This window comes from Rhodoferax sp. (assembly GCF_025354435.1).
Classification (GTDB): Bacteria; Pseudomonadota; Gammaproteobacteria; order Burkholderiales; family Burkholderiaceae_C; genus Rhodoferax_B.
Window position 1 is genome coordinate 20,047 of record NZ_JANXMU010000083.1, and the last position, 22,019, is coordinate 42,065.

The 22,019-nt window shown below is 65.5% G+C and carries 13 protein-coding genes and 1 pseudogene; 10 read left to right on the forward strand and 4 right to left on the reverse strand.

The window, feature by feature from the left end; all coding sequences use genetic code 11:
- Positions 1–43: 43 nt before the first annotated feature.
- From Q0T48_RS20885 to Q0T48_RS20895, 3 genes are all read right to left on the reverse strand, one after another.
- Entirely contained in the window at positions 44–2,080 is a 2,037-nt protein-coding gene (locus Q0T48_RS20885) for an AsmA family protein (RefSeq protein WP_295960678.1), read from the reverse strand.
- A 22-nt stretch (positions 2,081–2,102) separates the two neighbouring features.
- Entirely contained in the window at positions 2,103–2,600 is a 498-nt protein-coding gene (locus tag Q0T48_RS20890) for a pyridoxamine 5'-phosphate oxidase family protein (protein ID WP_295960681.1), read from the reverse strand.
- Between the two features lie 108 nt (positions 2,601–2,708).
- Positions 2,709–3,188 carry an antitoxin Xre/MbcA/ParS toxin-binding domain-containing protein gene (locus Q0T48_RS20895; protein WP_295960683.1) on the reverse strand — a complete coding sequence of 160 codons (480 nt, stop codon included), beginning with the start codon at positions 3,186–3,188 and terminating at the stop codon, positions 2,709–2,711.
- Positions 3,189–3,440: 252 nt separating this feature from the next.
- Here Q0T48_RS20895 and Q0T48_RS20900 point away from each other — a divergent pair, with 252 nt between their 5' ends.
- The 8 genes and pseudogenes from Q0T48_RS20900 to Q0T48_RS20935 all read left to right on the forward strand — a co-directional run bounded on the left by Q0T48_RS20900 (position 3,441) and on the right by Q0T48_RS20935 (position 12,271).
- On the forward strand, positions 3,441–3,683 hold the full coding sequence (locus tag Q0T48_RS20900; protein WP_295960686.1) for a hypothetical protein: 243 nt from the start codon (positions 3,441–3,443) through the stop codon (positions 3,681–3,683).
- Between the two features lie 22 nt (positions 3,684–3,705).
- Positions 3,706–5,904 (forward strand): catalase, encoded by a 2,199-nt coding sequence (locus Q0T48_RS20905; RefSeq protein WP_295960689.1) that lies wholly within the window; start codon positions 3,706–3,708, stop codon positions 5,902–5,904.
- An 80-nt stretch (positions 5,905–5,984) separates the two neighbouring features.
- Positions 5,985–6,806 carry an alpha/beta hydrolase gene (locus Q0T48_RS20910; protein ID WP_295960692.1) on the forward strand — a complete coding sequence of 274 codons (822 nt, stop codon included), beginning with the start codon at positions 5,985–5,987 and terminating at the stop codon, positions 6,804–6,806.
- A 297-nt stretch (positions 6,807–7,103) separates the two neighbouring features.
- The gene (locus Q0T48_RS20915) at positions 7,104–7,544 is read left to right on the forward strand and encodes a hypothetical protein (RefSeq protein ID WP_295960694.1); all 441 of its coding nucleotides are present in this window, start codon (positions 7,104–7,106) and stop codon (positions 7,542–7,544) included.
- Positions 7,545–7,577: 33 nt separating this feature from the next.
- Positions 7,578–8,420 (forward strand): GGDEF domain-containing protein, encoded by an 843-nt coding sequence (locus tag Q0T48_RS20920; RefSeq protein ID WP_295960696.1) that lies wholly within the window; start codon positions 7,578–7,580, stop codon positions 8,418–8,420.
- A gap of 354 nt (positions 8,421–8,774) precedes the next feature.
- Positions 8,775–11,159 (forward strand): annotated as a pseudogene (locus Q0T48_RS20925) (CheR family methyltransferase); the annotation flags it as partial.
- Between the two features lie 63 nt (positions 11,160–11,222).
- Positions 11,223–11,687 carry a PAS domain S-box protein gene (locus Q0T48_RS20930; protein WP_295960814.1) on the forward strand — a complete coding sequence of 155 codons (465 nt, stop codon included), beginning with the start codon at positions 11,223–11,225 and terminating at the stop codon, positions 11,685–11,687.
- Between the two features lie 47 nt (positions 11,688–11,734).
- Positions 11,735–12,271, forward strand: coding sequence for a PAS domain S-box protein (locus Q0T48_RS20935; RefSeq protein ID WP_295960698.1), 537 nt, complete (start codon positions 11,735–11,737; stop codon positions 12,269–12,271).
- An 11-nt stretch (positions 12,272–12,282) separates the two neighbouring features.
- Here the strand turns inward: Q0T48_RS20935 and Q0T48_RS20940 are convergent, their stop codons facing one another.
- Entirely contained in the window at positions 12,283–13,008 is a 726-nt protein-coding gene (locus tag Q0T48_RS20940; protein WP_295960700.1) for a Crp/Fnr family transcriptional regulator, read from the reverse strand.
- Between the two features lie 276 nt (positions 13,009–13,284).
- Here Q0T48_RS20940 and Q0T48_RS20945 point away from each other — a divergent pair, with 276 nt between their 5' ends.
- Both Q0T48_RS20945 and Q0T48_RS20950 read left to right on the forward strand, forming a co-directional pair.
- Positions 13,285–13,551, forward strand: coding sequence for a hypothetical protein (locus Q0T48_RS20945; protein WP_295960702.1), 267 nt, complete (start codon positions 13,285–13,287; stop codon positions 13,549–13,551).
- A gap of 2 nt (positions 13,552–13,553) precedes the next feature.
- Positions 13,554–21,890, forward strand: a complete 8,337-nt coding sequence (locus Q0T48_RS20950) for a glucoamylase family protein (protein ID WP_295960705.1) — start codon at positions 13,554–13,556, stop codon at positions 21,888–21,890.
- The last annotated feature ends 129 nt before the right edge of the window (positions 21,891–22,019 follow it).

Here is a 22,019-nt window from a genome sequence, read left to right on the forward strand (position 1 = left end):
TACTAGCGCATACTTCATATGCGCTAGATGCCTAAAACACTATTTATTTCTTGCCTGCTGAGCGCTGCGTCAGTGCAGCACACCCAGCCGCGCCGCGCTTGGCCGCGTCGGCATCGCCCAGATCCACCCACGGAATCACCGCCGCCAGCGGGTTCACCAGGGCCAGCAGCAGCGAAGCCGCGGCCTTTTTGGCCAACGGGGCTTTCTCCAGCGACACCTCGGGCTTGCTGAAGGTGCCCTGTACCTTGATCGGCGTGCGCACACTCAGCGGGCTGAAGTCTTTGGGCGCCACCACGGCGCGCAGGTCCAGGGCCTCGGTGGCCAGCGACAACGAACCGTCTATCCACACCGCCGAATCGGCGGTGTCCACCACCATCACCTTGGGGCGGAAGTTACCGTCTTTGGCCACCAGGTCGGCCACCGCGCACTGCACCGGCAGGGCATCGTCGCCCTTGACCAGCATGCCCAGGCCCTCGGCAATGTCCAGCCCGGCCAGCTCTACGCCCAGGTGCGACACGGTGCCGTTACGCAAGGTGGTGCGTGCCGTGCCTTGCAGGCTAGCCAAAATCTCGGCCGTCGACCGGCCCTGCCCCGCCAGCTTGGCCTCGCCAAACAGCTGGCCCGACACATAAGGCGGCGCCCCATCGGCGCGGGTGATTTTGAGCCAACGCTCCAGCCGCACCGCATCCCAGCGCAGGTCGGCTGTCCACAGCGCCGTCTCGGCCCGGCCGTCCAGCGCCAGATCGCCGCGCAACTGGCCCTGGGCCGTACGGGCGACCAGGTCGCGCAGGCTCAGCACCCCGCCCACCAGTTGCAGGTGCACCGACAAGGGCTGCAAGGGTTCCAGGTAGCTGGTGTTCAGGTTGACCTCAGCGATATTCACCAGCACGTTGGCATCCATGGCGCGCAGGGCGGCCAGGTCGAACGGACGGTCTGGCAGCACCCGGCCCTTGGCCTTGGCGTGGTTGGCCACGGGTACCGCCGCATCGGCCGTTTCGGTCGAAGTGGTACCCACCACTGGCCCCAGGTCGGCCAGCAGCAGGCGGCTACCGCCCAGCTTGCCCGACAGCACGGGCACTTTGCCCGCCGACTCGTAGCTGAACGCGCCATTCAGGCGGCTGGCACCCACGGTGGCATCGTTGACCACCACCTTCCAGCTACTGCCGGTTTTGGCCAGCGTGCCATCGGTTCTGAACGCCGCCGTGGTCGGCAGCGTCACCCCTAGCGGGTCGCCCACTGCGGCCAGCGACGGACCTTTGAGGCTGAAACGGCCACTAAAATTTTGTGGCTGCAGCGCATCGGGGGCCGTGCCTTTGAAATCCAGGTGCGCGCGGCCCACGGTGGCGTTAATGGCCACCGCCACCGGCAACACCGAAGGGTTGCTGCCCTCTGACGGCAACACGGCCGACGAGGCCAGCAGGATCTTCAGCGGCAGCTTGCGGTAGTGGCCGTTGGCTTCAATCTTGACCACGCTGGCAGGCCGTCCATCGGCCGACACGGTGCCCGGCACCAGCGACAAAGTGGCATCCATATTGGCCGACAGTGGTGCGTCCACATAGTGCACCAGGCCATCGGTGACCTGCAGCGTGCCAAATTGCGGCAGGCGGGTGGGTGTGTCGGGCTGGGTGGCGGGCGCAGGGCTGGCACCAAACTGCCAAGAGGCCCGGCCATCGGCCATACGCTCAATGTTGCCATCTAGCGTGCGGGCTACCAGGCTCTGGATGCGCACAGGCTCGCCCTGGTAAGCGCGCCACAGGTCGGTATAGCGCAGCTCCAGCGCCACATCTTCGGCCCGCAGCATGTGGGGCGTGGTGCTCCAGGCCGGCGCGGCAATCTCCAGCAGCTTGGTTTCCAGGCGGATGCCACCGACAAAGCGCACCGTAAAGCCGGTAGCGGGCTGGCCGTCGTCGGCAAAGCGCACTTTGCGGTCCAGCTTGTCAGAAAGAAAGTTTTGCAGCGGGGCCGCCAGAAACGGCCAACCCAGCCATTCACCTACAGCCACCCCACCTGCGGCGCACAGCAGCACCGCCACCAGCCCCACGCGCCATTTGCGGCCGCTTCGTATCACAGTTGTATTCATAGGGGCATGGTAACGGGCCAGGCTAAGACAAATCGGTCAGCGTTTCATGCGTACCCAGCGCCACCGGGCGGCCCACCACGGCCGATGCGGCCATGGCCACCATCCGCACCATGCGACCGTGCGGCACGTCCCAGTACTCGGCTTCGTGCGGCACAATTTTCAACAGCCCCAGGTGGGTGGACTCCACGCCGTCGGGAAACCAGGGCCGGGCCATGGGGGTCCACAGCCGTTCCAGTTCTTCGCGGTCGTCATGGATCTCGCCACGGCCGGAAATCGACACATAGGTCGCCCGCTCGGTATCGCTAAAACTGAGGTTGACCACCTGCAGATGCTCCATTTTTTCAGAGCGCAGATCGGTGAAGAACCACAGCGCGCCCTGGGCATCCATCTCCAGCGGCACCATGGGCTGGCTGACCAGCGCACCGTGGTGGTCAAAGGTGGTCAGCATGGCCACATGGATGGACTCAATCAAGCCGCAGATATGGCTGAGTTCGGGTTTGGTTTGGGGTTTGATGTGCATAGGTCTCTCCTGATGGGCAACGCATCCATCTTCGCGGCCAGGCCGCCCCCACGCCATCGGTCACAACCGGCTCTGCGTGTGGGTGCTCTCCTACACCTGCCGCTGCCGCTAGCCCTGGGCCACAAACCGGTCTGCCCGCGCCGCATTCAGCACATCGGCCGCGTCCGACACCAGCACATCGGCCGGGCGCTCGCCTTCCAGCCAGGGGTTGGGCTGGGCAAACCAGGCAGCCAGCGCCCAGGGGGGGTACACCGGATTCAGCTCGGCCAGCACCAGGGCCAGTTGCGGCAGCGGCACCATGTCCACCAGGTCAAACTGGAACACCGGCATCCAGCTTTGCGCATGCCAGTCCAGGCACAGCACCTCCCGCCCCGCCATCCAGCGCGCCACCGTCGCCAGGTCCGGCCCGCCGCGCCGCATGAACAGCTCCAGCGTCTCCTGCGTCCGCGCCAACCCGCCACTGGGCCGGTAAGCATCCAGCAAGGCGATGAACTGCATGTCCACCCCCAGCGCCACCGGCGCACGGCAGTCGCGGGACGCGAAATAGGGTGCAAACGGCATAGGCGAAGGCATGGCGAAGGGCTGCATGGGATCTCCATGGGGGTGGGTGAAAACAGCCCCCACGGTAAAAGCGCCCACCGGCCCGGTCTGTGCGTTGGCACACGTAAGCAAATAAATCTGCAGTGCAGACAAAATTCCTAAATCAATAGCGCCTGGCGTAGGTGGAATATGCGCTAGATGCCAATTTTCTTTCTAAAACACCTATGTGCTCTACCGCACGGACAGACTGCACGCTGCGGCCTAAGGTGGCGGCATTGCAACCCCAGCGAGGCAGCCACCATGCCCAAACGAACCACTACCGCCGTGCGCTCGGTCAACACCGCTACCCCGGCCCGGCGCAAGCCCAACATCCTCAGCTCCGCCACGCCCAAACTGCCGCATGAGCACGACCAGTCGGTCGGTATGACGGACGGAGCCCCCAGCAAAAAAGTGCAGCAGGCCTACCGCGATGTAACCCAGGGCCAGCAGGACACCGACCGCGGCCCCGAGGCCCACCGCGCCTACCAAAAGCTGAAGAAGTAAGCCCCCCGAACAAGGATTTCCCATGGCAAAAAAATCTGACACCACTGCCAAAAAGCAACTCGCCCAAGACAAAGTTAACTTCACCGCCGAAGGCGCGCCGCCACCCGGCAAGGTGGCCACGACGGCACCCGTGGCACACGCCCAGCCCCTGACCACCAACCAAGGCCTGGCCTTCCCCGACAACCACAACTCCCTGAAAGCCGGTGGCCGAGGCCCCACGCTGCTGGAAGACTTCATCCTGCGCGAGAAGATCACCCACTTCGACCACGAGCGCATCCCCGAGCGCGCGGTCCATGCCCGAGGCGCGGGCGCGCACGGCTTCTTCGAGGTGTATGAGGACATGGCCGAGCTGACCAAGGCGGGCTTTTTGTCCACCCCCGGTATGCAGACCCCGGTGTTCGCCCGCTTCTCCACCGTGGCCGGGTCGCGCGGCTCGGCGGATACGGCGCGCGATGCACGCGGCTTTGCCGTCAAGTTCTACACGGCCGAAGGCAACTACGACCTGGTGGGCAACAACATCCCGGTGTTCTTCATCCAGGACGCGATCAAGTTCCCCGACCTCATCCACGCCGTCAAACCCGAACCGCACAACGAGATCCCCCAGGCCGCCAGCGCGCACGACACCTTCTGGGATTTTGTGACGCTGATGCCCGAGTCCACCCACATGCTGATGTGGGTCATGTCCGACCGCGCCATTCCGCGCAGCCTGCGCATGATGGAGGGCTTTGGCGTGCACACCTTCAAATTGGTGAATGCGGCAGGCGTAGCCAGCTTTGTGAAGTTCCACTGGAAGCCCACACTGGGCGTGCACGCCCTGGCCTGGGACGAGGCGCAAAAGCTGGCCGGCAAGGATGCCGACTTCCACCGCCGCGACCTGTGGGAAGCCATCGAGGCCGGGCACTTCCCCGAATGGGAACTGGGCGTGCAGGTGGTGCCCGAAGAAGACGAGTTCCGTTTCAGCTTCGACCTGCTGGACCCCACCAAGCTGCTGCCCGAAGAGCTGGTGCCGGTGCGCCGCATTGGCCGCATGGTGCTGAACCGCAACCCCGACAACTACTTCGCCGAAACCGAACAGGTCGCCTTCCATCCCGGCCACCTGGTGCCGGGCATCGACTTCTCGAACGACCCGCTGCTGCAGGGGCGGCTGTTTTCGTACACCGACACCCAGCTCTCGCGCCTGGGCGGGGCCAACTTCCACGCGCTGCCGATCAACCAGCCCAAGTGCCCGATGCACAACTTCCAGCGCGACGGCATGCACCGCCAGCAGGTCAACACCGGGCGGGCGGCCTACGAGCCGAATACCCTGGCCGCGGGGGTGGAGTTCCGTGCCGATGGCAAGCAAGGGCCCGGCCAGGGCTTCACCAGCGTGCCCGAGCTGCTGGAATCGCCCAAGCTGCGCCAGCGCAGCCCCAGCTTTGACGACCACTTCTCGCAGGCCCGCATGTTCTGGATCAGCCAGAGCCCGGCCGAGCAAGACCACCTGGTGGCCGCCTTCCAGTTCGAGCTGTCCAAACTGGGCACGCCCGCCATCCGCCAGCGCATGGTGGACAACCTGGCCCATGTGGATGCCGAGCTGGCCGCCCGCGTGGCCGCGCCACTGGGCATTGGTGCACCCGATGCGCAGGCCGCCACCCAGTGGCCCGGCTTTCGGCACGCGCCGCACCCGGTGGACGTGGTGGCCTCGCCTGCCCTCAGCATGCTGCCCACCGGCCCCGGCAGCGTGGCCACCCGCCAGGTCGCCATTCTGGTGTGCAACGGCGTGGATGCCACTGCGGTGGCCGCCGTGCAGCAAGCCCTGGCGGCCGCCGGTGCCAGCAGCAAAATCATCTCCGCCGCGCTGGGCACGGTGGAGGTGGCCGATGGTGACCACCTGGCGGTGGACTGCACGCTGGTGACCACACCGTCTGTGGTGTTCGATGCCGTCTACCTGCCCTGCCTGGGTGTGCACGCCGCCGCGCTGATGGCCAATGGCGACGCGGTGCACTTTGTGCTGGAGGCCTACAAACACTGCAAGCCCATCGCCGCCTCGGGCTCCGGGGCCGGGCTGCTGGCCAGCCTGGGCATCACCATGCCGACCGACCCCGGCGTGGCCCAGCCGCAACCCGGCGTGGTACTTGCTACGGCAGGCGTGTTGCCGCCCGGCTTTGCGCCCGCGTTCCTGCAGGCCATCGCCCAGCACCGCCACTGGGACCGCCATGGGCTGGCGACGGTTCCGGCCTGAAATTCCTATATTGATAGCTACCAGCAAAGGCGGAATATGCGCTAGAAGCCGATTTGATACTTAATTTTTAGGAAGTAAGCATGCCCACCATCACCACCCAGGACAACACCCCGCTGTACGTCAAAGACTGGGGCACGGGCCGCCCGGTCATCCTGCTGCACGGTTGGCCGCTGTCGGCCGACAGCTGGGACGACCAGGCCATGGCGATGGCCGAGGCGGGCTACCGCGCCATTGCCTACGACCGGCGCGGCTTTGGCCGGTCAGGCCAGCCCTGGAGCGGCTACGACTACGACACCCTGGCCGACGACCTGGCCGCAGTGGTTGACTACGCCGGCGCAGCCAACACCACCCTGGTCGGCTTCTCGATGGGCGGCGGTGAGGTGGCGCGCTACATGTCGCGCCACGGCGGCAAGGGCGTGGTGCAGGCGGCCCTGGTCTCGTCCGTGCTGCCGTTTCGACTGCAAACGGCCGACAACCCCGAAGGTGCGCCACAGGCCGGGTTTACGTCCATCGCCGAGGCGCTGCGCGAAGACCGGGCCGCCTTTTTTACCGACTTCTTCAACGATTTCTTTGGCGTGGGCCTGCTGAGCCAGCCGGTCAGCAACGAGCTGCTGGCCTGGGCCGGCAACACCGCCCTGCAGGCCAGCCTGCGCGCCACGCTGGAATGCCTGAAGTCTTTCAGCAGCACCGACTTTCGCCCCGACCTGGCCGCCTTCAAGGTACCCACGCTGGTCATCCACGGCACCGAAGACCGCACCGTACCCATCGAAAGCTCCGCCCGGCCCACGGCGCAAGAGGTGGGTATGTCCACCCTGCTGGAGTACGAAGGTGCACCGCACGGCCTGTTTGCCACCCACAAAGAGCGCCTGACGCACGATCTGCTGGCGTTTTTGGGCAAATAGGCCCACCACTACCGCGTAACGGCCAGTACCAAAAATACAAGCCAAATCGGCCTCTAGCGCATATACCGCCTACGCTAGTCGCTATCAAAACTGAGTTTTTCGTAGAAACCGCTGCGGGATGCACAGATATTGCTTTCGCCCTATGTGGTCCACCGCACATACAAACTGCACCGCCATCGGCAAACTCAGACAAGGGCTGCACTTACCGTGGCTTTGTCCCCTCCCCCGCAGCACGCTGCATGCGCACGGCAGGGCCTGCGTTTTTCACCTTGCGCTATTGCAGCGCTGGAGATGTTTATGCCCTTTTCAGCCCACTCCACCGTGAGCGAGTCGATCCAGGGAACACTGGTACAGCACGCAGGGCAAGCACCCGATGCCGACGCGGTGGTGGACGCGGTCACGCGCACCTGGCAGTTCATGGCGGCCCAGCTGGAGCCGGTGATAGGCGCACGCGGCACCAGCGTGCTGCTGGACCGAGCGCTGCATTTGACCGCCAAAAACTTCCCCTGGCTGGCGCAAACCGATCCACCGGACAGCGCAGGCGACCCGCTAGCCCGCCTGCAGGTCCGTTTTGCCCGCCGTGATGCGCAAGAGGCGGCCCAGGCAGGCTGTGCCTTGCTGGTGACCTTTACCGAGCAACTGGCCAGCCTGATTGGCGAGCCTTTGACCGAACGCCTGCTGGCTTCGGTATGGGTGGATTCCGCTTCGCCCTACGAGACGCACACGCCCCATGGCTAAGCCGGCGGCGGCTTGCACACTGCGGGGCACTGTATGACCCCCCCCGCACCGTTTCTGGAACAAAAGCATGCCGCCACCGGGCCAGACCAGCCCCCCACTTTGGAACAACAGGCCCACGCCCTGGGCCAGCGCGAAGCCGCCGTCGACACCCGTGAAGCCCTGGTGGAGCAGCGCGAAAAGGCCGTGCTGTTGCAAGAAGATGCGGCCCGCGCCAAAGAAGCCCAAGAGCTGCAGAACGCAGCCCAGCTGCGCGAGGCCAACGAGCGCCTGGTGGTGGCCACCGTGCAGGCGCAAACCATGAAGGAAGCGGCTGAAAATTCGGCCGCACAAATGTCCTACATGGCCCAGCACGACATCCTGACCGGCCTGCCCAACCGCGCTTTGCTCACCGACCGGCTGGCCCAGGCTATGGCCCTGGCACAGCGCCACGACCAAAAAATCGTGTTGCTCTACCTGGACCTAGACAACTTCAAGCACATCAACGACTCGCTGGGCCACTCCGTGGGCGACGAACTACTGCAGGCGGTGGCCCGGCGCTTGAGCGGCAGCGTGCGCCAGTCGGATACGGTTTGCCGCCAGGGTGGCGACGAATTTGTGCTGCTGCTGACCGAGGTGGACACCGTGCAACATGCCACCCACACCGCCGCCATGCTGATCGAAACCACCGCCCAGCCCTACCAGGTGGGCAGCCACACGCTGCAGGTGTCGGCCAGCATCGGCCTGAGCATCTACCCAGACGACGGCAACGACGTGGAAACCCTGCTGCACAACGCCGATACCGCCATGTACCACGCCAAGAAAAGCGGGCGCAACAACTTCCAACTGTTCTCGCCCGACATGGATATGCACGCTATGGTCCAACGGTCCAAGGGATAAAACTGCTCGCGCAAGGCCACCACCCGTGGCCGCGCGATTAGGTTCGACTTGGAATAGTGCAAATTCAAGTATCAAATCGGCCTCTAGCGCATATAGAACCTACGCAAGTAGCTATATTTTTAGGAGTTTTGTACTTTCTATTACACAGCGACTACACTTTAAGCCGCTGAAGTGCCCGCATGACCCTTCTTCGTAACCGGAGAACCCCATGGCACCCCAGGCAAAAAGCCCCCAGCCCCCGCGGCTACCACGCCAACGGTGGTGGATATCCCTCTTATCGAGCCCAGTTTCCCCATCGTCGGCATTGGTGCATCGGCCGGTGGACTGGCGGCGTTTGAAGCCTTCTTTTTGGGCATGCCCGCCGATACCGACCCCGGCATGGCCTTTGTGCTGGTGCAGCACCTGGCCCCCGACCACAGCAGCTTGCTGACTGCGCTGGTGCAGCGCCACACCCGCATGCCGGTGCTGGAGGTGCAAGACGGCATGGTGGTGCAGATCAACTGCGTCTACATCATCCCGCCGAACTGCGATATGGCGTTTTTGAACGGAGCGCTGTACCTGCAGGAACCCACCGCGCCGCGCGGCCACCGGCTGCCCATCGACCATCTGTTCCGCTCCCTGGCGCAAGACCTGCGCGAGCGGGCCATTGGCATCGTGCTGTCGGGCACCGGCAGCGACGGCACGCTGGGCGTGCGCGCCATCAAGGGCGAAGGCGGCATGGTGATGGTGCAACACCCCGGTTCGGCCGAATTTGACGGCATGCCGCGCAGCACCCTGGCCACTGGCCTGGTCGACTTTGAACTGCCCCCGGCCGAAATGCCCGCGCAGCTGGTGGCCTACGCCGCCCATGCCTTTGGCCACCCGCCCCGTACCACCATCGGCGCGCCGCAGGCAGAAAACGCCCTGAAACAAATCTTCCTGCTGCTGCGCAGCCACACGGGCCACGACTTTTCGCGGTACAAGCCCAACACCATCCACCGGCGTATCGAGCGGCGCATGGCGGTGCACCAGATCGACGCGCTGGACGGCTATGTCAAGTACCTGCAGCAAGCCCCCACCGAGGTGGACGCACTGTTCCACGACCTGCTGATCGGCGTAACCAACTTCTTCCGCGACCCCGAAGCCTTTGCGCTGCTGGAGGCCGAGGTGATTCCCAAGCTGTTCGCCAACAAACCTGCTGGGGCAGTGGTGCGCGCCTGGTCGGCGGGCTGCTCCACCGGCGAAGAGTCCTATTCGCTGGCCATCCTGCTGTAAGAGCGGCTGGATGTACTCAAGCTCAGCTACAAGGTGCAGGTGTTTGCCACCGACATCGACAGCCGCGCCATCGCCACCGCCCGCGCCGGGCTGTACCCGGCCAGCATTGCCGACGACATCACGCCCGAGCGGCTGGCCCGCTTTTTTACCGCCGAGCCCGGTGGCAGCGCCTACCGGGTGCACAAAAGCATCCGCGACATGATGGTGTTCTCGGAGCACGACCTGGTCAAAGACCCGTCGTTTTCCAAGCTCGACCTGGTGAGCTGCCGCAACCTGCTGATCTACATGGGCGCGGAGCTGCAGAAAAAGGTGATCTCGCTGTTCCACTACGCACTGCTGCCCGGCGGCATGCTGTTTTTGGGCAGCTCGGAAACCGTGGGCGAGCTGTCTGACGTGTTTGCCGTGGTAGACCGCAAATCCAAGGCCTACCAGCGCAAGGAAGACTTCCAGGGCGCGCAGCGTGCCGCGCTGGGCCGGTTTTTGCCGCCGCTGACGATGAAACACGTGGCGCTGCCGCCGATTGCCGACAAGGTGCAGCCACAGAAGCTGTCGTTGCGCAGCCTGACCGAGCAAACCCTGCTGCACCACATGGCCCCGGCGGGTGCGCTGGTCAACGGCCAGGGCGATATCTTGTACCTGCATGGCCGCACCGGCATGTTTCTGGAGCCTGCGGCGGGCGAGGCCGGTATCAACAACATTGTGAAGATGGCCCGCGAAGGCCTGCGCCGCGAGCTGACCATTGCCCTGCACAAGGCGGCGGTGACCCACCAGCGGGTGCAGGCGCTGAATCTGCGGGTCAAAACCAACGGCCATTTCAGCTTGGTGAACCTGGCGGTCTGCCCCGCCGCCACCGGCACGGCATCGGCGCTGGAATCACCGCTGTACCTGGTGGTGCTGGAGTTGGCCAAGGTGCAAGATATACCCGCCGATGCGCGGCCCGCGCTGGCCGCCAGCGGCGACACCCAGGCCCACATCGCCGAGCTGACCGAAGAACTGCAGGCCAAAGAAGAGTACCTGCACGCGGCCAACGAGGAACTGGAAACCTCCAACGAAGAACTCAAGTCGTCGAACGAAGAAATGCAATCGGTGAACGGAGAGCTGCAGTCCACCAACGAAGAGCTGGAAACCTCGAAGGAGGAGCTGCAGTCCATCAACGAAGAGCTGGCCACCGTCAATACCGAGCTGCAAACCAAGGTGGCCGACCTGTCCCGCGCCAACAACGACATGAACAACCTGCTGGCGAACACCGGCATTGGCACCATTTTTGTAGACCACGGCCTGCGCATCCTGCGCTTTACCCCGGCGGCTACGCTGATCATCAACCTGATTTTGAGCGACGTGGGCCGCCCGGTGGGCCATATCGCATCCAACCTGCTGGGCTACGACCGGCTGGTAGCCGATGTGCAGGCAGTTCTGCGAGACCTGCAGCCAATCGAGGCCGATGTCGAAACGCTGGAGCACCGCCACTACACCATGCGCATCCTGCCCTACCGCACGCTGGACAACGTGATCGAGGGCGTGGTGCTCACCTTTGTGGAGATCACCGAGATGGTGCGCACCCGCGTTGCCCTGCGCAAGGCCAACGAACTACTGCGCCTGGCGGTGGTGGTGCGCGATGCCTTCGATGCCATCACCGTGCAAGATCTGGACGGCCGCATCCTGGCCTGGAACCCCGGTGCCGAACGCATGTACGGCTGGACCGAGGCCGAGGCCCTGCAAATGAACGTGCGCAAGCGCCTGCCGCCCGGTGCACCGGTCTTGCCGGGGCTATCGGCCCACACGCTAGAGCCCAGCGCCACCCAACGGCTGGCCAAAGACGGCACACTGATCGATATTATCTACCGAGCTACTGGACGCGCACGGACTGGTCTACGCTATAGCCACCACCGAACGTATCCAAACCCTTCCACACCATACCCCTGTCAAGGCTCGCCATGGATAAACACAATAGCAGCACCGCGCAAGCCCTGCGCCAACAGGCCGAAGCCATCATGCGCGACAAGGCATCGCTGACCACCCGCCCTGCCGACACATTGACGCTGGCCAGCATGTAGCGCGCGATGCACGAACTGCAAGTGCACCAGATCGAGCTGGAAATGCAAAACGATGAATTGCACCGCACCCAGGCACTGCTGGAAACCGCCCGGGCCCGCTACTTTGACCTGTACGACCTGGCCCCGGTGGGCTATTGCACGGTGGACGAAAGCGGGCTGGTCGTAGAGGCCAATCTGGCCGCCGCAGCGCTCTTGGGCATGGCGCGCAGTGCGCTGATTGGGCAGCGCATCAGTCGCTTCATTGGCAGAGACCACCAGGATACGTATTACCGCCTGCGCAGCCAATTGCTGGACACCCGTGCGCCGCAAAACTGCGAACTGGAAATAGCACCGCACGACGGCGCCGCGTGCTGGGTGCAGATGACCACCAGTGCCGCCAAAGACGAATCTGGCGCGCCGCATCAGCACCTGGTGCTGGCCGACATCAGCGAATCCAAGGTCATGGCCGCGGCTATGCAGGCCAGCGAAGCCCACTACCGGGCGCTGGTAGACGGCTCGCCCGATGCCACCAGCGAACGCAAGCGGCAAGACGCAGTCAAGTAAACCCGAACAGCCTAGGCGGCCATCGTCATCAACGAACGCGCGCGGGCCTTGCTGGACGCATCGAACTCGCAGGCACCCTGCTCCAGCCGATGGCGGTTCAGCACCTCGATGTGGCCGCGCCGGTAGGCAATCACGCCCGCCAGTTGCAGCTTGCGGGCGGCCGCAGTGACCCCTTCGCGGCGCACCCCCAGCAGGTTGGCGGCCAGCTCTTGGGTCATGGCCATTTTGTTGCTGGGCAACCGGTCCAGCCCCTGCAATAGACGGCGGCAAAACTGCTGGTCGATGGAGTGGTGGCGGATGTAGGCCGCCGTTTGCGTCACCTGGGCGATCAATGCCTGGGTGTAGCGCAGCAGCATGCGCATCACCGGGCCACCCGACTCGGCCTCGGCATTCACGCGGTGCGCGCTCAGCCGGTAGCCTTGCCCAGCGCTTTGCACCACCGCTTCGTGTGGGCTCACATCACCGCCCATGAATAGCGACAGGCCGACCACGCCGTCCAGCCCTACCACCGCCACTTCTGACGACGCGCCGTCCTCGGCCAGGTACATCAGCGAGACGATGGCAGTGGTGGGAAACACTACATAGCCGGGCGTGCTACCCGAGCGGCACAGCACCTTGCCCAGGGGCAAGTCCACCCATTCCAGGTAAGGCTCCCAGCGCTTCCAGTCAGCGTCTGACAAGGAAGCCAGCAACTGGTTCTGGCGCGGATGGGAAACGGTTTGTAGAGCGGTGGGCATGGAAATCCTCGGGCAAAAAAATGGTATGTCCCATCATTGCCGTCTGTACGGGCAGCGGCTATCGGCGGTGGTCGGTAATGCGCGTCAGCATCGTCCTACAAGCCGCAAAACGTGTAGCTGCCGTCCTACCCACAGCGGCGCACTGTCCGACAGACAGCAGACACCCCCCTTCCTACCATGAAGTCACCGGATGGCCATGGCACTCAGCCCTGGTCAAACTGGACCCCGAGTTGTTCCGTGTTCAACCTTTCCCGCACCGAGCGGATGGAGATTTTCATGCGTGCTTTTGCTACCGCTTCCATTGCATCCCCCCAGTACACCGGCCCCAACTGGAGCACCTCTTCGTACGGTGATGCCACCGCCAGCCAACCCATGGAACTGGCCGCCCTGGGCGAGCACCTGAGCCTGTGCCAAGGCAGCAACAAGCGCTGGTCTACCCTGCGCTACCTGGGTGGCACGCTGCACCGGTTTGCCGCATCGCGCATCGTTACCACCCTGGCCGTAGCCGCTTTGCTGATCGGTGCCACTTTGCTGGTCCTCTGACGATGGCGACCGAGCTGCTGCGCCTGGTGCCCAGTGCACCCCCCGCCCTGTGCCAGATGTTGGACGGGGTGCGTGGCCCGGTGCAGCCGCCGATACGGTCCGAAATTTTTGGCCTGCAGCGCTTTGCGCAACACGGCCGCAGCCTGGGAGAGACGCACCGGGCCGAACGGCCCAGCCTGCGGGCTGCCAGCTTTTTTCCGCGCCTGCGGGAAAACATCCACACACTGGATGAGGCCCACCGCTACATCGGTGTACAGGCCGCCACCGGCTACGACGTGAGCCCGGCAGCCGAGTGGCTGCTGGACAACTTCCATCTGATCGAAGCCCAGCTGGAAGAAATCCACGCCGGGCTGCCCCGCAGCTACTTCCGCGCCCTGCCGGTGCTACAAGACGAACCGCTGGCCGGGCTGCCACGGGTCTACGGTGTGGCCTGGGCCTTTGTGGCGCACACCGACGGCGCGTTTGACGAGGCGCTGCTGGTGCAGTTCCTCAGCGCTTACCAGGAAACCCGCGAGCTGAACCTTGCCGAGATGTGGGCCCTGCCCACCACCTTGCGCGTGGTGCTGGTGGAAAACCTGCGCCGCCTGGCCGAACGCGTAGCCACCAACAAGGCAGCCCGCGAAGTGGCCAACCTGTGCTGCGACCACCTGGACACCACCACCATTGCCGACCTGGACGAACTGCTGGCGCTGCTGAACGCGCGCGGCGTAGGGCGGATGTTCCTGACCCAGATGGGGCTGCGCCTGCAGGACAGCCATACGAATGCAGATGCCCGTTTCAACGACTGGCTGCAGGCCGCCCTGCCCGACTTTGCCGCGGCCCAAACCCAGCACAACGTAGACCAGGCCGCCGACAACCTGAGCGTGAGCAACGCCGTAAAGTCGCTGCGCGCGATTGGCGATGCCGACTGGCCCGACATCGTGGCACGCACCAGCCTGCTGATGCAGCGCATGCTGGCCTCGCCCATTTTTGAAGCCGAACACCCCCACACCCGCGATGCCACCCTGCACGGTATCGAGCGCCTAGCCAAACGCAGTGGCCACAGCGAAGCTTCGGTCACCCAAACCCTGCTGGGGTTGATGCAAACGCCCACCGCGGACAACGCCACCGGTGTACCGAGTTACTGGCTGGAAGGCGCGGGCCGCCCGGTGCTGGTCAAATCCTTGGGTCTGCAGGAAAACGCCGCCGTGCTGTGGCGTTCCATCACCCGCCGCGCCGCCCTGCCGGCCTACCTGGGCGCTTTGGGCGTGGGCAGCGTAGGCCTGGTGGCTTGGATGCTGCACCACCACGCTGGCGGGCTGGGCTTGCTGCTGTTGACCGCCGCGTTGATGTTGTTCCCGGCATCGGAAGCCATCGTGGCCATCATCAACCGCCTGATCAGTGAATCGGTGCGGCCGCAGCACCTGCCGCGCCTGGGCCTGCTGGACGGCATACCGCCCGCGCACCGGGTGCTGGTGGTGATACCGGCCATGCTGGACAGCGCGGCATCGGCCCGCGCGCTGGTGCACCGGCTGCATCTGCACTACATTGCCAACCCCGAGCCCTGCGCCCAGTTCGGCCTGCTGTCCGATTGGGTGGACGCCGATACCGAACGCACCCCTGCCGATGCCGACCTGCTGTCTGCCGCCACCCAGGCCATCAGCGCACTCAACCAACGTTACCCCAGCCTGAACGGTGCCGCCCCGCGCTTTATCCTGCTGCACCGCGAGCGCACCTTCAGCACCACCGAACAGCGCTGGATCGGCTGGGAGCGCAAGCGCGGCAAGCTGGAGCAGTTGGTAGAAGCCCTGGCGACCGATTCCAGCGCCGCCTTCATGTACCTGGGCAACACCTCGCGCATTGCATCGCACACGCCCTACATCGTGACCCTGGACAGTGACACCCAGTTGCCACCCGGCCGCCTGCGCGAACTGGTGGGCGTGGCCGCGCACCCGCACAACCAGCCCCAGCTGGATGCCAGCGGGCGCAGCGTGGTGCAGGGCTACGGCATCTTGCAGCCGCGCGTAGCCACACCGCTGCCCGCGCGCAAAGACTTCACGCTCTACCACTGGCTGTTTGCCGGACAGTGCGGCATTGACCCCTATAGCGCCGCCACTTCCGAGGTCTACCAGGACGTGTTTGGCGAAGGCAGCTTCACCGGCAAAGGCTTGCTGCATGTGCAAGCCCTGCACGCCGTGCTGTCGGGCCGACTCCCTGAAGGCCAGGTACTCAGCCACGACCTGCTGGAGGGTTCGCTGGCGCGCTGCGCTGCGGTAACCGACATCAGCGTGATCGAAGACGCCCCCTTCCACGCCGACGTGGCTGCGTCCCGGGTGCACCGCTGGACGCGTGGTGACTGGCAACTGCTGGCGATTTTGCTGAACTCCGGGCGCTACCCGCTGCGGGGCATTAACGTCTGGAAGATGTTTGACAACCTGCGCCGCTCCCTGGTGGCCCCGGCTTCGCTGCTCTTGCTGCTGCTGGCGCTGTGCACCCCGGCACTGTCGCCCTGGGCGGCGCTGGCCCTGGTGGCCGCGGCTTTTTCTGCCGGGCCGCTGATGGGTGCAGTGGCGGGTTTTTCGCCCAGCCGCGACGACCTGGCCAAGCGCCACTTCTACCGCCAGGCCGGGTCTGACCTAGCCCGCACACTGTGGGGCGGGCTGTGGCACGTGGCCCAGTTGCTGATGCACGCGCTGCTGGCGGTGGACGCGATTGCCCGGGCGCTGTACCGCATGTTCGTCAGCCACCGGCATCTGCTGCAATGGACTACAGCCGCCGCGGCACAGGCCCAGGCGCGGACCCATTTGCCAGCGCTGGTGCGCGCGCACTGGAGCCTGCCGGTGGTAGCCCTGCTGCTGCTGGCCGGGCTACTGGCCGTGGGCACGGCACATCCGGCATTGGCCACCGTGCTGTGCCTGCTGTGGGCCGCGTCGCCGGTGTGGATCTGGTGGACCAGCCGCCCCCGCGCAAGCAGCGAAGATGCCCGCCTACCCACCGCCGACCTGGCGCGGCTGCACGGCATTGCCCGCGACACCTGGCGCTGGTTTGAGCGCTGCATTGGCCCTGAAGATAACTACCTGCCGCCCGACAACCTGCAAACCCTGCCAGTGGACATGCTGGCGCACCGCACCTCTCCTACCAACATCGGCCTGTACCTGCTGAGCGTGGCCTGTGCCCGCCAGTTTGGCTGGATCGGCACGCAAGACCTGCTGGAGCGGCTGGAGACCACCCTGGCCACGCTGGGCCGCATGCAACGCCACCGGGGCCACTTCTACAACTGGTATGACACGCAAACCTGCGCGCCGCTGCTGCCGCTGTATGTGTCCACCGTGGACAGTGGCAACCTCAGCGGGCACCTGCTGGCCGTGGCCCAAGCCTGCCGGGAAATGGCAGTGATGCCTTACGACACCCAGGCCGCCCACCGTGCACTGCTGGCATCCCGCAACCGCATCGCCCCACTGCTGGCCAACCGTAACCGCCTGGCACCAGCCCAGCGCGAGCAACTGCGCTGGATGCTGGCCGACCACCGTGCCACCCGCCAAAGTGCCGAGAAAGACCTGGAAAACCATCCCCAGGCCGATGCGGAACGCTTGTTGGCCCTGGCGCACAGCATGGAAGACATGGCCTGGGCGGCCGACTACCGCTTCCTGTACCACCGCAAGCGGCACCTGCTGCACATTGGCTACCGGGTGGCCGAGCAGCAACTGGATGCGGGCTTTTACGACCTGCTGGCTTCCGAGTCGCGCCTGACCAGCCTGCTGGCCATTGCCAAGGGCGACGTGCCGGTGCGCCACTGGGCATCGCTAGGGCGGCCGTTTTACGCCATCGGGGCCGACGCGGGCCTGCGCTCGTGGTCGGGGTCGATGTTCGAGTACCTGATGCCAACCCTGGTGCTGGTCGAGCCCCCCGGCAGCGTTCTGCAAGAGGCCTGCCACGCTGCGCTGCAAGAGCAAATAGCCTATGCCCAGGCACGCAAGGTGCCGTGGGGCATTTCAGAATCTGCCTATGCCGGGCAAGACCACACCTTGGCCTACCAGTACGCGCCACAGGGTGTACCCCGGCTGGCGCTGCGCCGAACGCCGATCGACGAGCTGGTCATCGCCCCCTATGCTACCGGGCTTGCAGTGCAGGTAGCGCCTGCATTAGCAGCTGCGAATTTTGTAGCACTGGAGAATTTGGGTGCGCACGGGCGCTACGGCTTTATTGAGGCACTGGACTTCACCCCGGCACGCCAAACCGATGGCGAAGCCTTCACCCCCGTCAGCACCTTCATGGCCCACCACCAGGGCATGACCCTGGTAGCCCTGGCCAATGTCCTGCTGGACGGCCCGGCCCAGCGCTGGGGCATGGCCAACCCCTCGATTGAGGCAGTAACCTCGCTGCTGCACGAACGTGCACCGCGCGAGGTCTCGCTGCTGAACGCCCCCCCGGCCGGGCCACCGACCCAGTTGATGCAGCAGCGCGCCCCTGGCCTGCTGCGCGAAGTAGTGCCCGGCGGCACCGCGCTGGAGCCCACGCACCTGCTGTCCAACGGGCGCTACCACGTGGTGCTGCGGGCCAATGGCGCGGGCTGGAGCCGCCACGGCAGCACCGGCATCACCCGCTGGCGCGACGACGCATTGCGCGATGCCTATGGCAGCTTCTTTTACCTGCGCTGGAGCGCGGAGCAGCCGCTGGTGTCAATCACCCAGCACCCGGCCCCCGACCCGGCTGCCGAATACCACAGCACCTACCATGCCGACCGGGTCTGTTTCGATGCCGAATGGCCCGGCGTGCAAGCCCACACCACGGTGTGGGTCAGCCCCGAGGACGACATCGAGTTCCGCCAGGTAGAGCTACGCAACCTGGGCGACCAGCCATTGGAGATCGAACTGGTGTCAGCCTTTGAAGTCACGCTTTCCGATGCGCGGGCCGACGAAGCCCACCCAGCCTTCACCAACCTGTTTGTACGCGCGCAGTGGCAAGCGGAAGACCAGGCGCTGGTGTTCGAGCGCACCCCGCGCCTGCCTACCGAGCAGGCCCTGCAGGCAGCGCATTTCATGGTCGATACCGACCCGCAGGTACGGGGCGTAAGCATCCAGACCGACCGGCAACACTGGCTGGGCCGCAACCGCGATGCCAGCCAGCCACAGGCCCTGTTTGCGGCTCCGCCCGCATCGGGTGCGCTCGATACCGGGCTTGACCCGGTCTGCGCCATGGCCTTCAAGCTGCGCATTGCCGCGCATGGCAAGGCCCGCCTGACCTTTGCCACGGCAGCCAGCGACAACGCCGACACCCTGCAGGCCGTGATCGACAAGTACCGGCAGCACAGCAATGTGAAGCGCTCGTCGCTGATGTCGGCCACGCTGACCGGCATCCGCCTGCGCACCTGGGGTTTGGCCCCCGACAACCTGGTGGCTATCCAGACCCTGACCAGCGCCCTGGCGCTGAGCCTGTCGCGCCCGAATGTGCGCACTGCACCCGACGGCATGGCCCCGGTGAGCGACCGGCGGCTGCTGTGGCGCTTTGGCATCTCGGGCGACCGGCCCATCTTGCTGGTATCTGCCAGCGCCATGGAAGGCCTGGGCCTGCTGCGTGCCCTGGCCCAGTCGCTGAAGCTGTGGTCCTGGGGCGGCCTGGGGTGTGACCTGGTGGTGGTGAACGCCGAGCCCGCCTCCTACCTGATGGCGCTGCACCGTGAGATCGGCATCCTGCGTGACCGCCATGCGGCCGACCGGGGCGGCGAATCCGCGCCCACCACCATGTACCTGTTGCGGGCCGATGAGCTGAGCGCCGACGAGTTCAGCACCCTGCACGCCCAAGCCCGTGTGCGCCTGCTGGCCGATGGCCGTCCGCTGCTGCACCACGTGCAGGCCTGGACCGCTCTGCACGAGGAGGCACTGGAAAACCGGCAAACCGTTTCGACCCTGGCCGTACCTCTGGTGCCCTTGCGCTATGCAGCCGTACCGGCTCCTGCCGGGGTGTTTACCGCCGAGGGCGAGTTCCGCTTCGATATCAGCCCCACGCTGCGCACCGTGCGGCCGTGGACCAATGTGCTGGCGAACCCGGGCTTTGGCGCGCACATTACCGAAGCCGGTGGTGGCTACAGCTGGGGCATGAACAGCCGCCTGAACCAGCTCACCACCTGGTCCAACGATCCGGTGGGCGACACACCCTCGGAATGGTTTTTGCTGCAAGACCGCAAGACGCTGGAGGTGTGGAGCATTGCCCCCAATGCCTGGAGCGACCCGCAGGCGGTCTACCACGTGGCGCACGGCCAGGGCAGCACCACCATCCGCCACCGCCGCGGCGACATCGACGTAGCCGCCACCTGGTGCGTAGCCCCCGACACGGCTGTGAAGCACGTGCGGCTACACATCATCAACCGGGGCCACCGCAGCCTGCAACTGCGCATCATCGGTATAGCCGAATGGCTGATGGGGGCCAACCGCAGCGACCGCGGCACCGTGCACACAGGTATGTTCCAGCACACGGACACCACGGCGCTACTGTGTACCCAACGTGAACGCAGTGCAGGTTTTGGCGAAGGCACGGCCTTCCTGGCCCTGACCGGCGACGACCAGCATGCGGTGGACGACTGGACCTGTGACCGCCGTGAATGCTTTGATGCGCGCGGTCGCCTGGTGTTGCCCGACCATTTTGGCCACGTTACTGGTGCCGGGCTGGACCCCTGCGCCGCCCTGTCCACCACGCTGCAACTGGCCGCAGGCGACACCGCCGACCGGGTGTTTTTGCTGGGCTATGCGGCCAACCCGCTGCTGGCCCGCGAGACAGTGCTGCAGGCCGCTGCGGTCAACGCCACCCAGCGCCTGGAGTCGTCCCGCGCGCATTGGTACGCGCTGCTGGGGGCCACCGTGGTGGCCACACCCGACCCGCTGTTCGATGCCATGGTGAACCACTGGCTGCTGTACCAAACCGTGGCCTGCCGCCTGTGGGCCAAGTCCGGCTTTTACCAGGCCGGTGGGGCCACGGGTTTCCGCGACCAGTTGCAAGACGCGATGGCACTGGCCTGGGCCGCACCCGGCATGCTGCGCGAGCAGATCACCATGTGCGCGGCGCGGCAGTTCCCCGAGGGCGACGTGCAGCACTGGTGGCATGCACCCACCGGCGCGGGCGTGCGCACGCACTTTTCAGACGACCTGCTGTGGCTGCCGCACGCCTGCGCCCATTACCTGCGCAGCACGGGCGATGCAACGCTGCTGGAGGTCCAGGTGCCTTTCCTGGAAGGCGCGGCCATTCCCGCGGGTGCCGAAGACGCGTACTACACACCCGAGACCGGCATGGACGGCGCCACGGTGTACGAGCATGCGGCGCGCACCATCGACCGCAGCCTGGCGGTGGGCACGCACGGCCTGCCCTTGATGGGCAGCGGCGACTGGAACGATGGCATGAACCGCGTCGGCATCGAAGGCCAGGGCGAATCGGTGTGGCTGGGCTGGTTCCTGTGCCAGGTGGTGGCCGAATTTGCGCCGCTAGCCCACGCCCGCGGCGACACCGCCCGCGCGGGGCGCTGGGAACAGGCCGCCGAAGGCTGGAAAACTGCGCTGGTGGGCTCTGCCTGGGACGGCCAGTGGTTCAAACGCGCGTTTTTTGACAACGGTGAAGCCCTGGGCTCGCACTTCAATCCCGAGGCCCAGATCGACCTGATCGCCCAGGCCTGGGCCGTGCTGTCGCAAGCCGCACCCGTGGCCCTGCAACGCATTGCGCTGACGGCCATGGAGCAGCATTTGGTAGACCCGCAGGCCGGGCTTATCAAGCTGCTGGACCCGCCGCTGGCACACGCTGTGCCCAGCGCCGGTTATATCCAGGCCTACCCGCCGGGCGTGCGTGAAAACGGCGGCCAGTACTCGCATGCGGGGGTCTGGGCGATGATGGCGCAGGCGGCCTTTGTGCAGGGCCAGCCCAACAGCAGCGTGGCCGAGCGGGACACTGCCTACCGCTACTTCACCTACCTGAACCCGGCCCACCGGGCCAGCAACCCGGCGCAGAACGCCGCCTACGGCATCGAACCCTATGTGATGGCCGGTGACGTATATACCCAGCCACCCTACGTGGGGCGTGGTGGCTGGAGCTGGTACACCGGGTCGGCGGGTTGGATGCACCGTGCAGCCATCGCGTCCATCTTTGGCCTGGAACAGGGTGCAGATACGCTGCGCTTCACCCCCTGCCTGCCCTCGCACTGGCCGCAAGCAGAACTAACGCTGCGCCGGGGGGAACGCAGCATGCGCTTCATCTTTACCCGCAATACACCGGATGCCGTGCTGGTTGCCAATGGACCGGACGCCCAGCTGCTGCGCGTGGGCGAAGCATTGCCATGGAGCGACCTGGCTGCGCAGACCTGCTTCGTGGTTCCGCTTTAAGTTTCGAAACTACGCGCTCAGGCCGAAGGCCGGACTGCCGCAGGCTAGCCGACAAGGCCATGCGGCATCCTCCTACACGGCCTAGCGGCACACGCCGATAGGGCGCAACAGACCTCGCTTTTAAAGTTC

What these genes read in the sequence shown, in the direction of transcription:
- Q0T48_RS20905 (WP_295960689.1), top strand. Translation starts at nt 3,706, where the DNA reads ATGGCAAAAAAATCTGACACCACTGCCAAAAAGCAACTCGCCCAAGAC.
- Q0T48_RS20895 (WP_295960683.1), bottom strand. Translation starts at nt 3,188, where the DNA reads ATGCAGCCCTTCGCCATGCCTTCGCCTATGCCGTTTGCACCCTATTTC.
- Q0T48_RS20940 (WP_295960700.1), bottom strand. Translation starts at nt 13,008, where the DNA reads ATGCCCACCGCTCTACAAACCGTTTCCCATCCGCGCCAGAACCAGTTG.
- Q0T48_RS20885 (WP_295960678.1), bottom strand. Translation starts at nt 2,080, where the DNA reads ATGAATACAACTGTGATACGAAGCGGCCGCAAATGGCGCGTGGGGCTG.
- Q0T48_RS20900 (WP_295960686.1), top strand. Translation starts at nt 3,441, where the DNA reads ATGCCCAAACGAACCACTACCGCCGTGCGCTCGGTCAACACCGCTACC.
- Q0T48_RS20950 (WP_295960705.1), top strand. Translation starts at nt 13,554, where the DNA reads ATGGCGACCGAGCTGCTGCGCCTGGTGCCCAGTGCACCCCCCGCCCTG.
- Q0T48_RS20920 (WP_295960696.1), top strand. Translation starts at nt 7,578, where the DNA reads ATGACCCCCCCCGCACCGTTTCTGGAACAAAAGCATGCCGCCACCGGG.
- Q0T48_RS20945 (WP_295960702.1), top strand. Translation starts at nt 13,285, where the DNA reads ATGCGTGCTTTTGCTACCGCTTCCATTGCATCCCCCCAGTACACCGGC.
- Q0T48_RS20915 (WP_295960694.1), top strand. Translation starts at nt 7,104, where the DNA reads ATGCCCTTTTCAGCCCACTCCACCGTGAGCGAGTCGATCCAGGGAACA.
- Q0T48_RS20890 (WP_295960681.1), bottom strand. Translation starts at nt 2,600, where the DNA reads ATGCACATCAAACCCCAAACCAAACCCGAACTCAGCCATATCTGCGGC.
- Q0T48_RS20935 (WP_295960698.1), top strand. Translation starts at nt 11,735, where the DNA reads ATGCACGAACTGCAAGTGCACCAGATCGAGCTGGAAATGCAAAACGAT.
- Q0T48_RS20930 (WP_295960814.1), top strand. Translation starts at nt 11,223, where the DNA reads ATGGTGCGCACCCGCGTTGCCCTGCGCAAGGCCAACGAACTACTGCGC.
- Q0T48_RS20910 (WP_295960692.1), top strand. Translation starts at nt 5,985, where the DNA reads ATGCCCACCATCACCACCCAGGACAACACCCCGCTGTACGTCAAAGAC.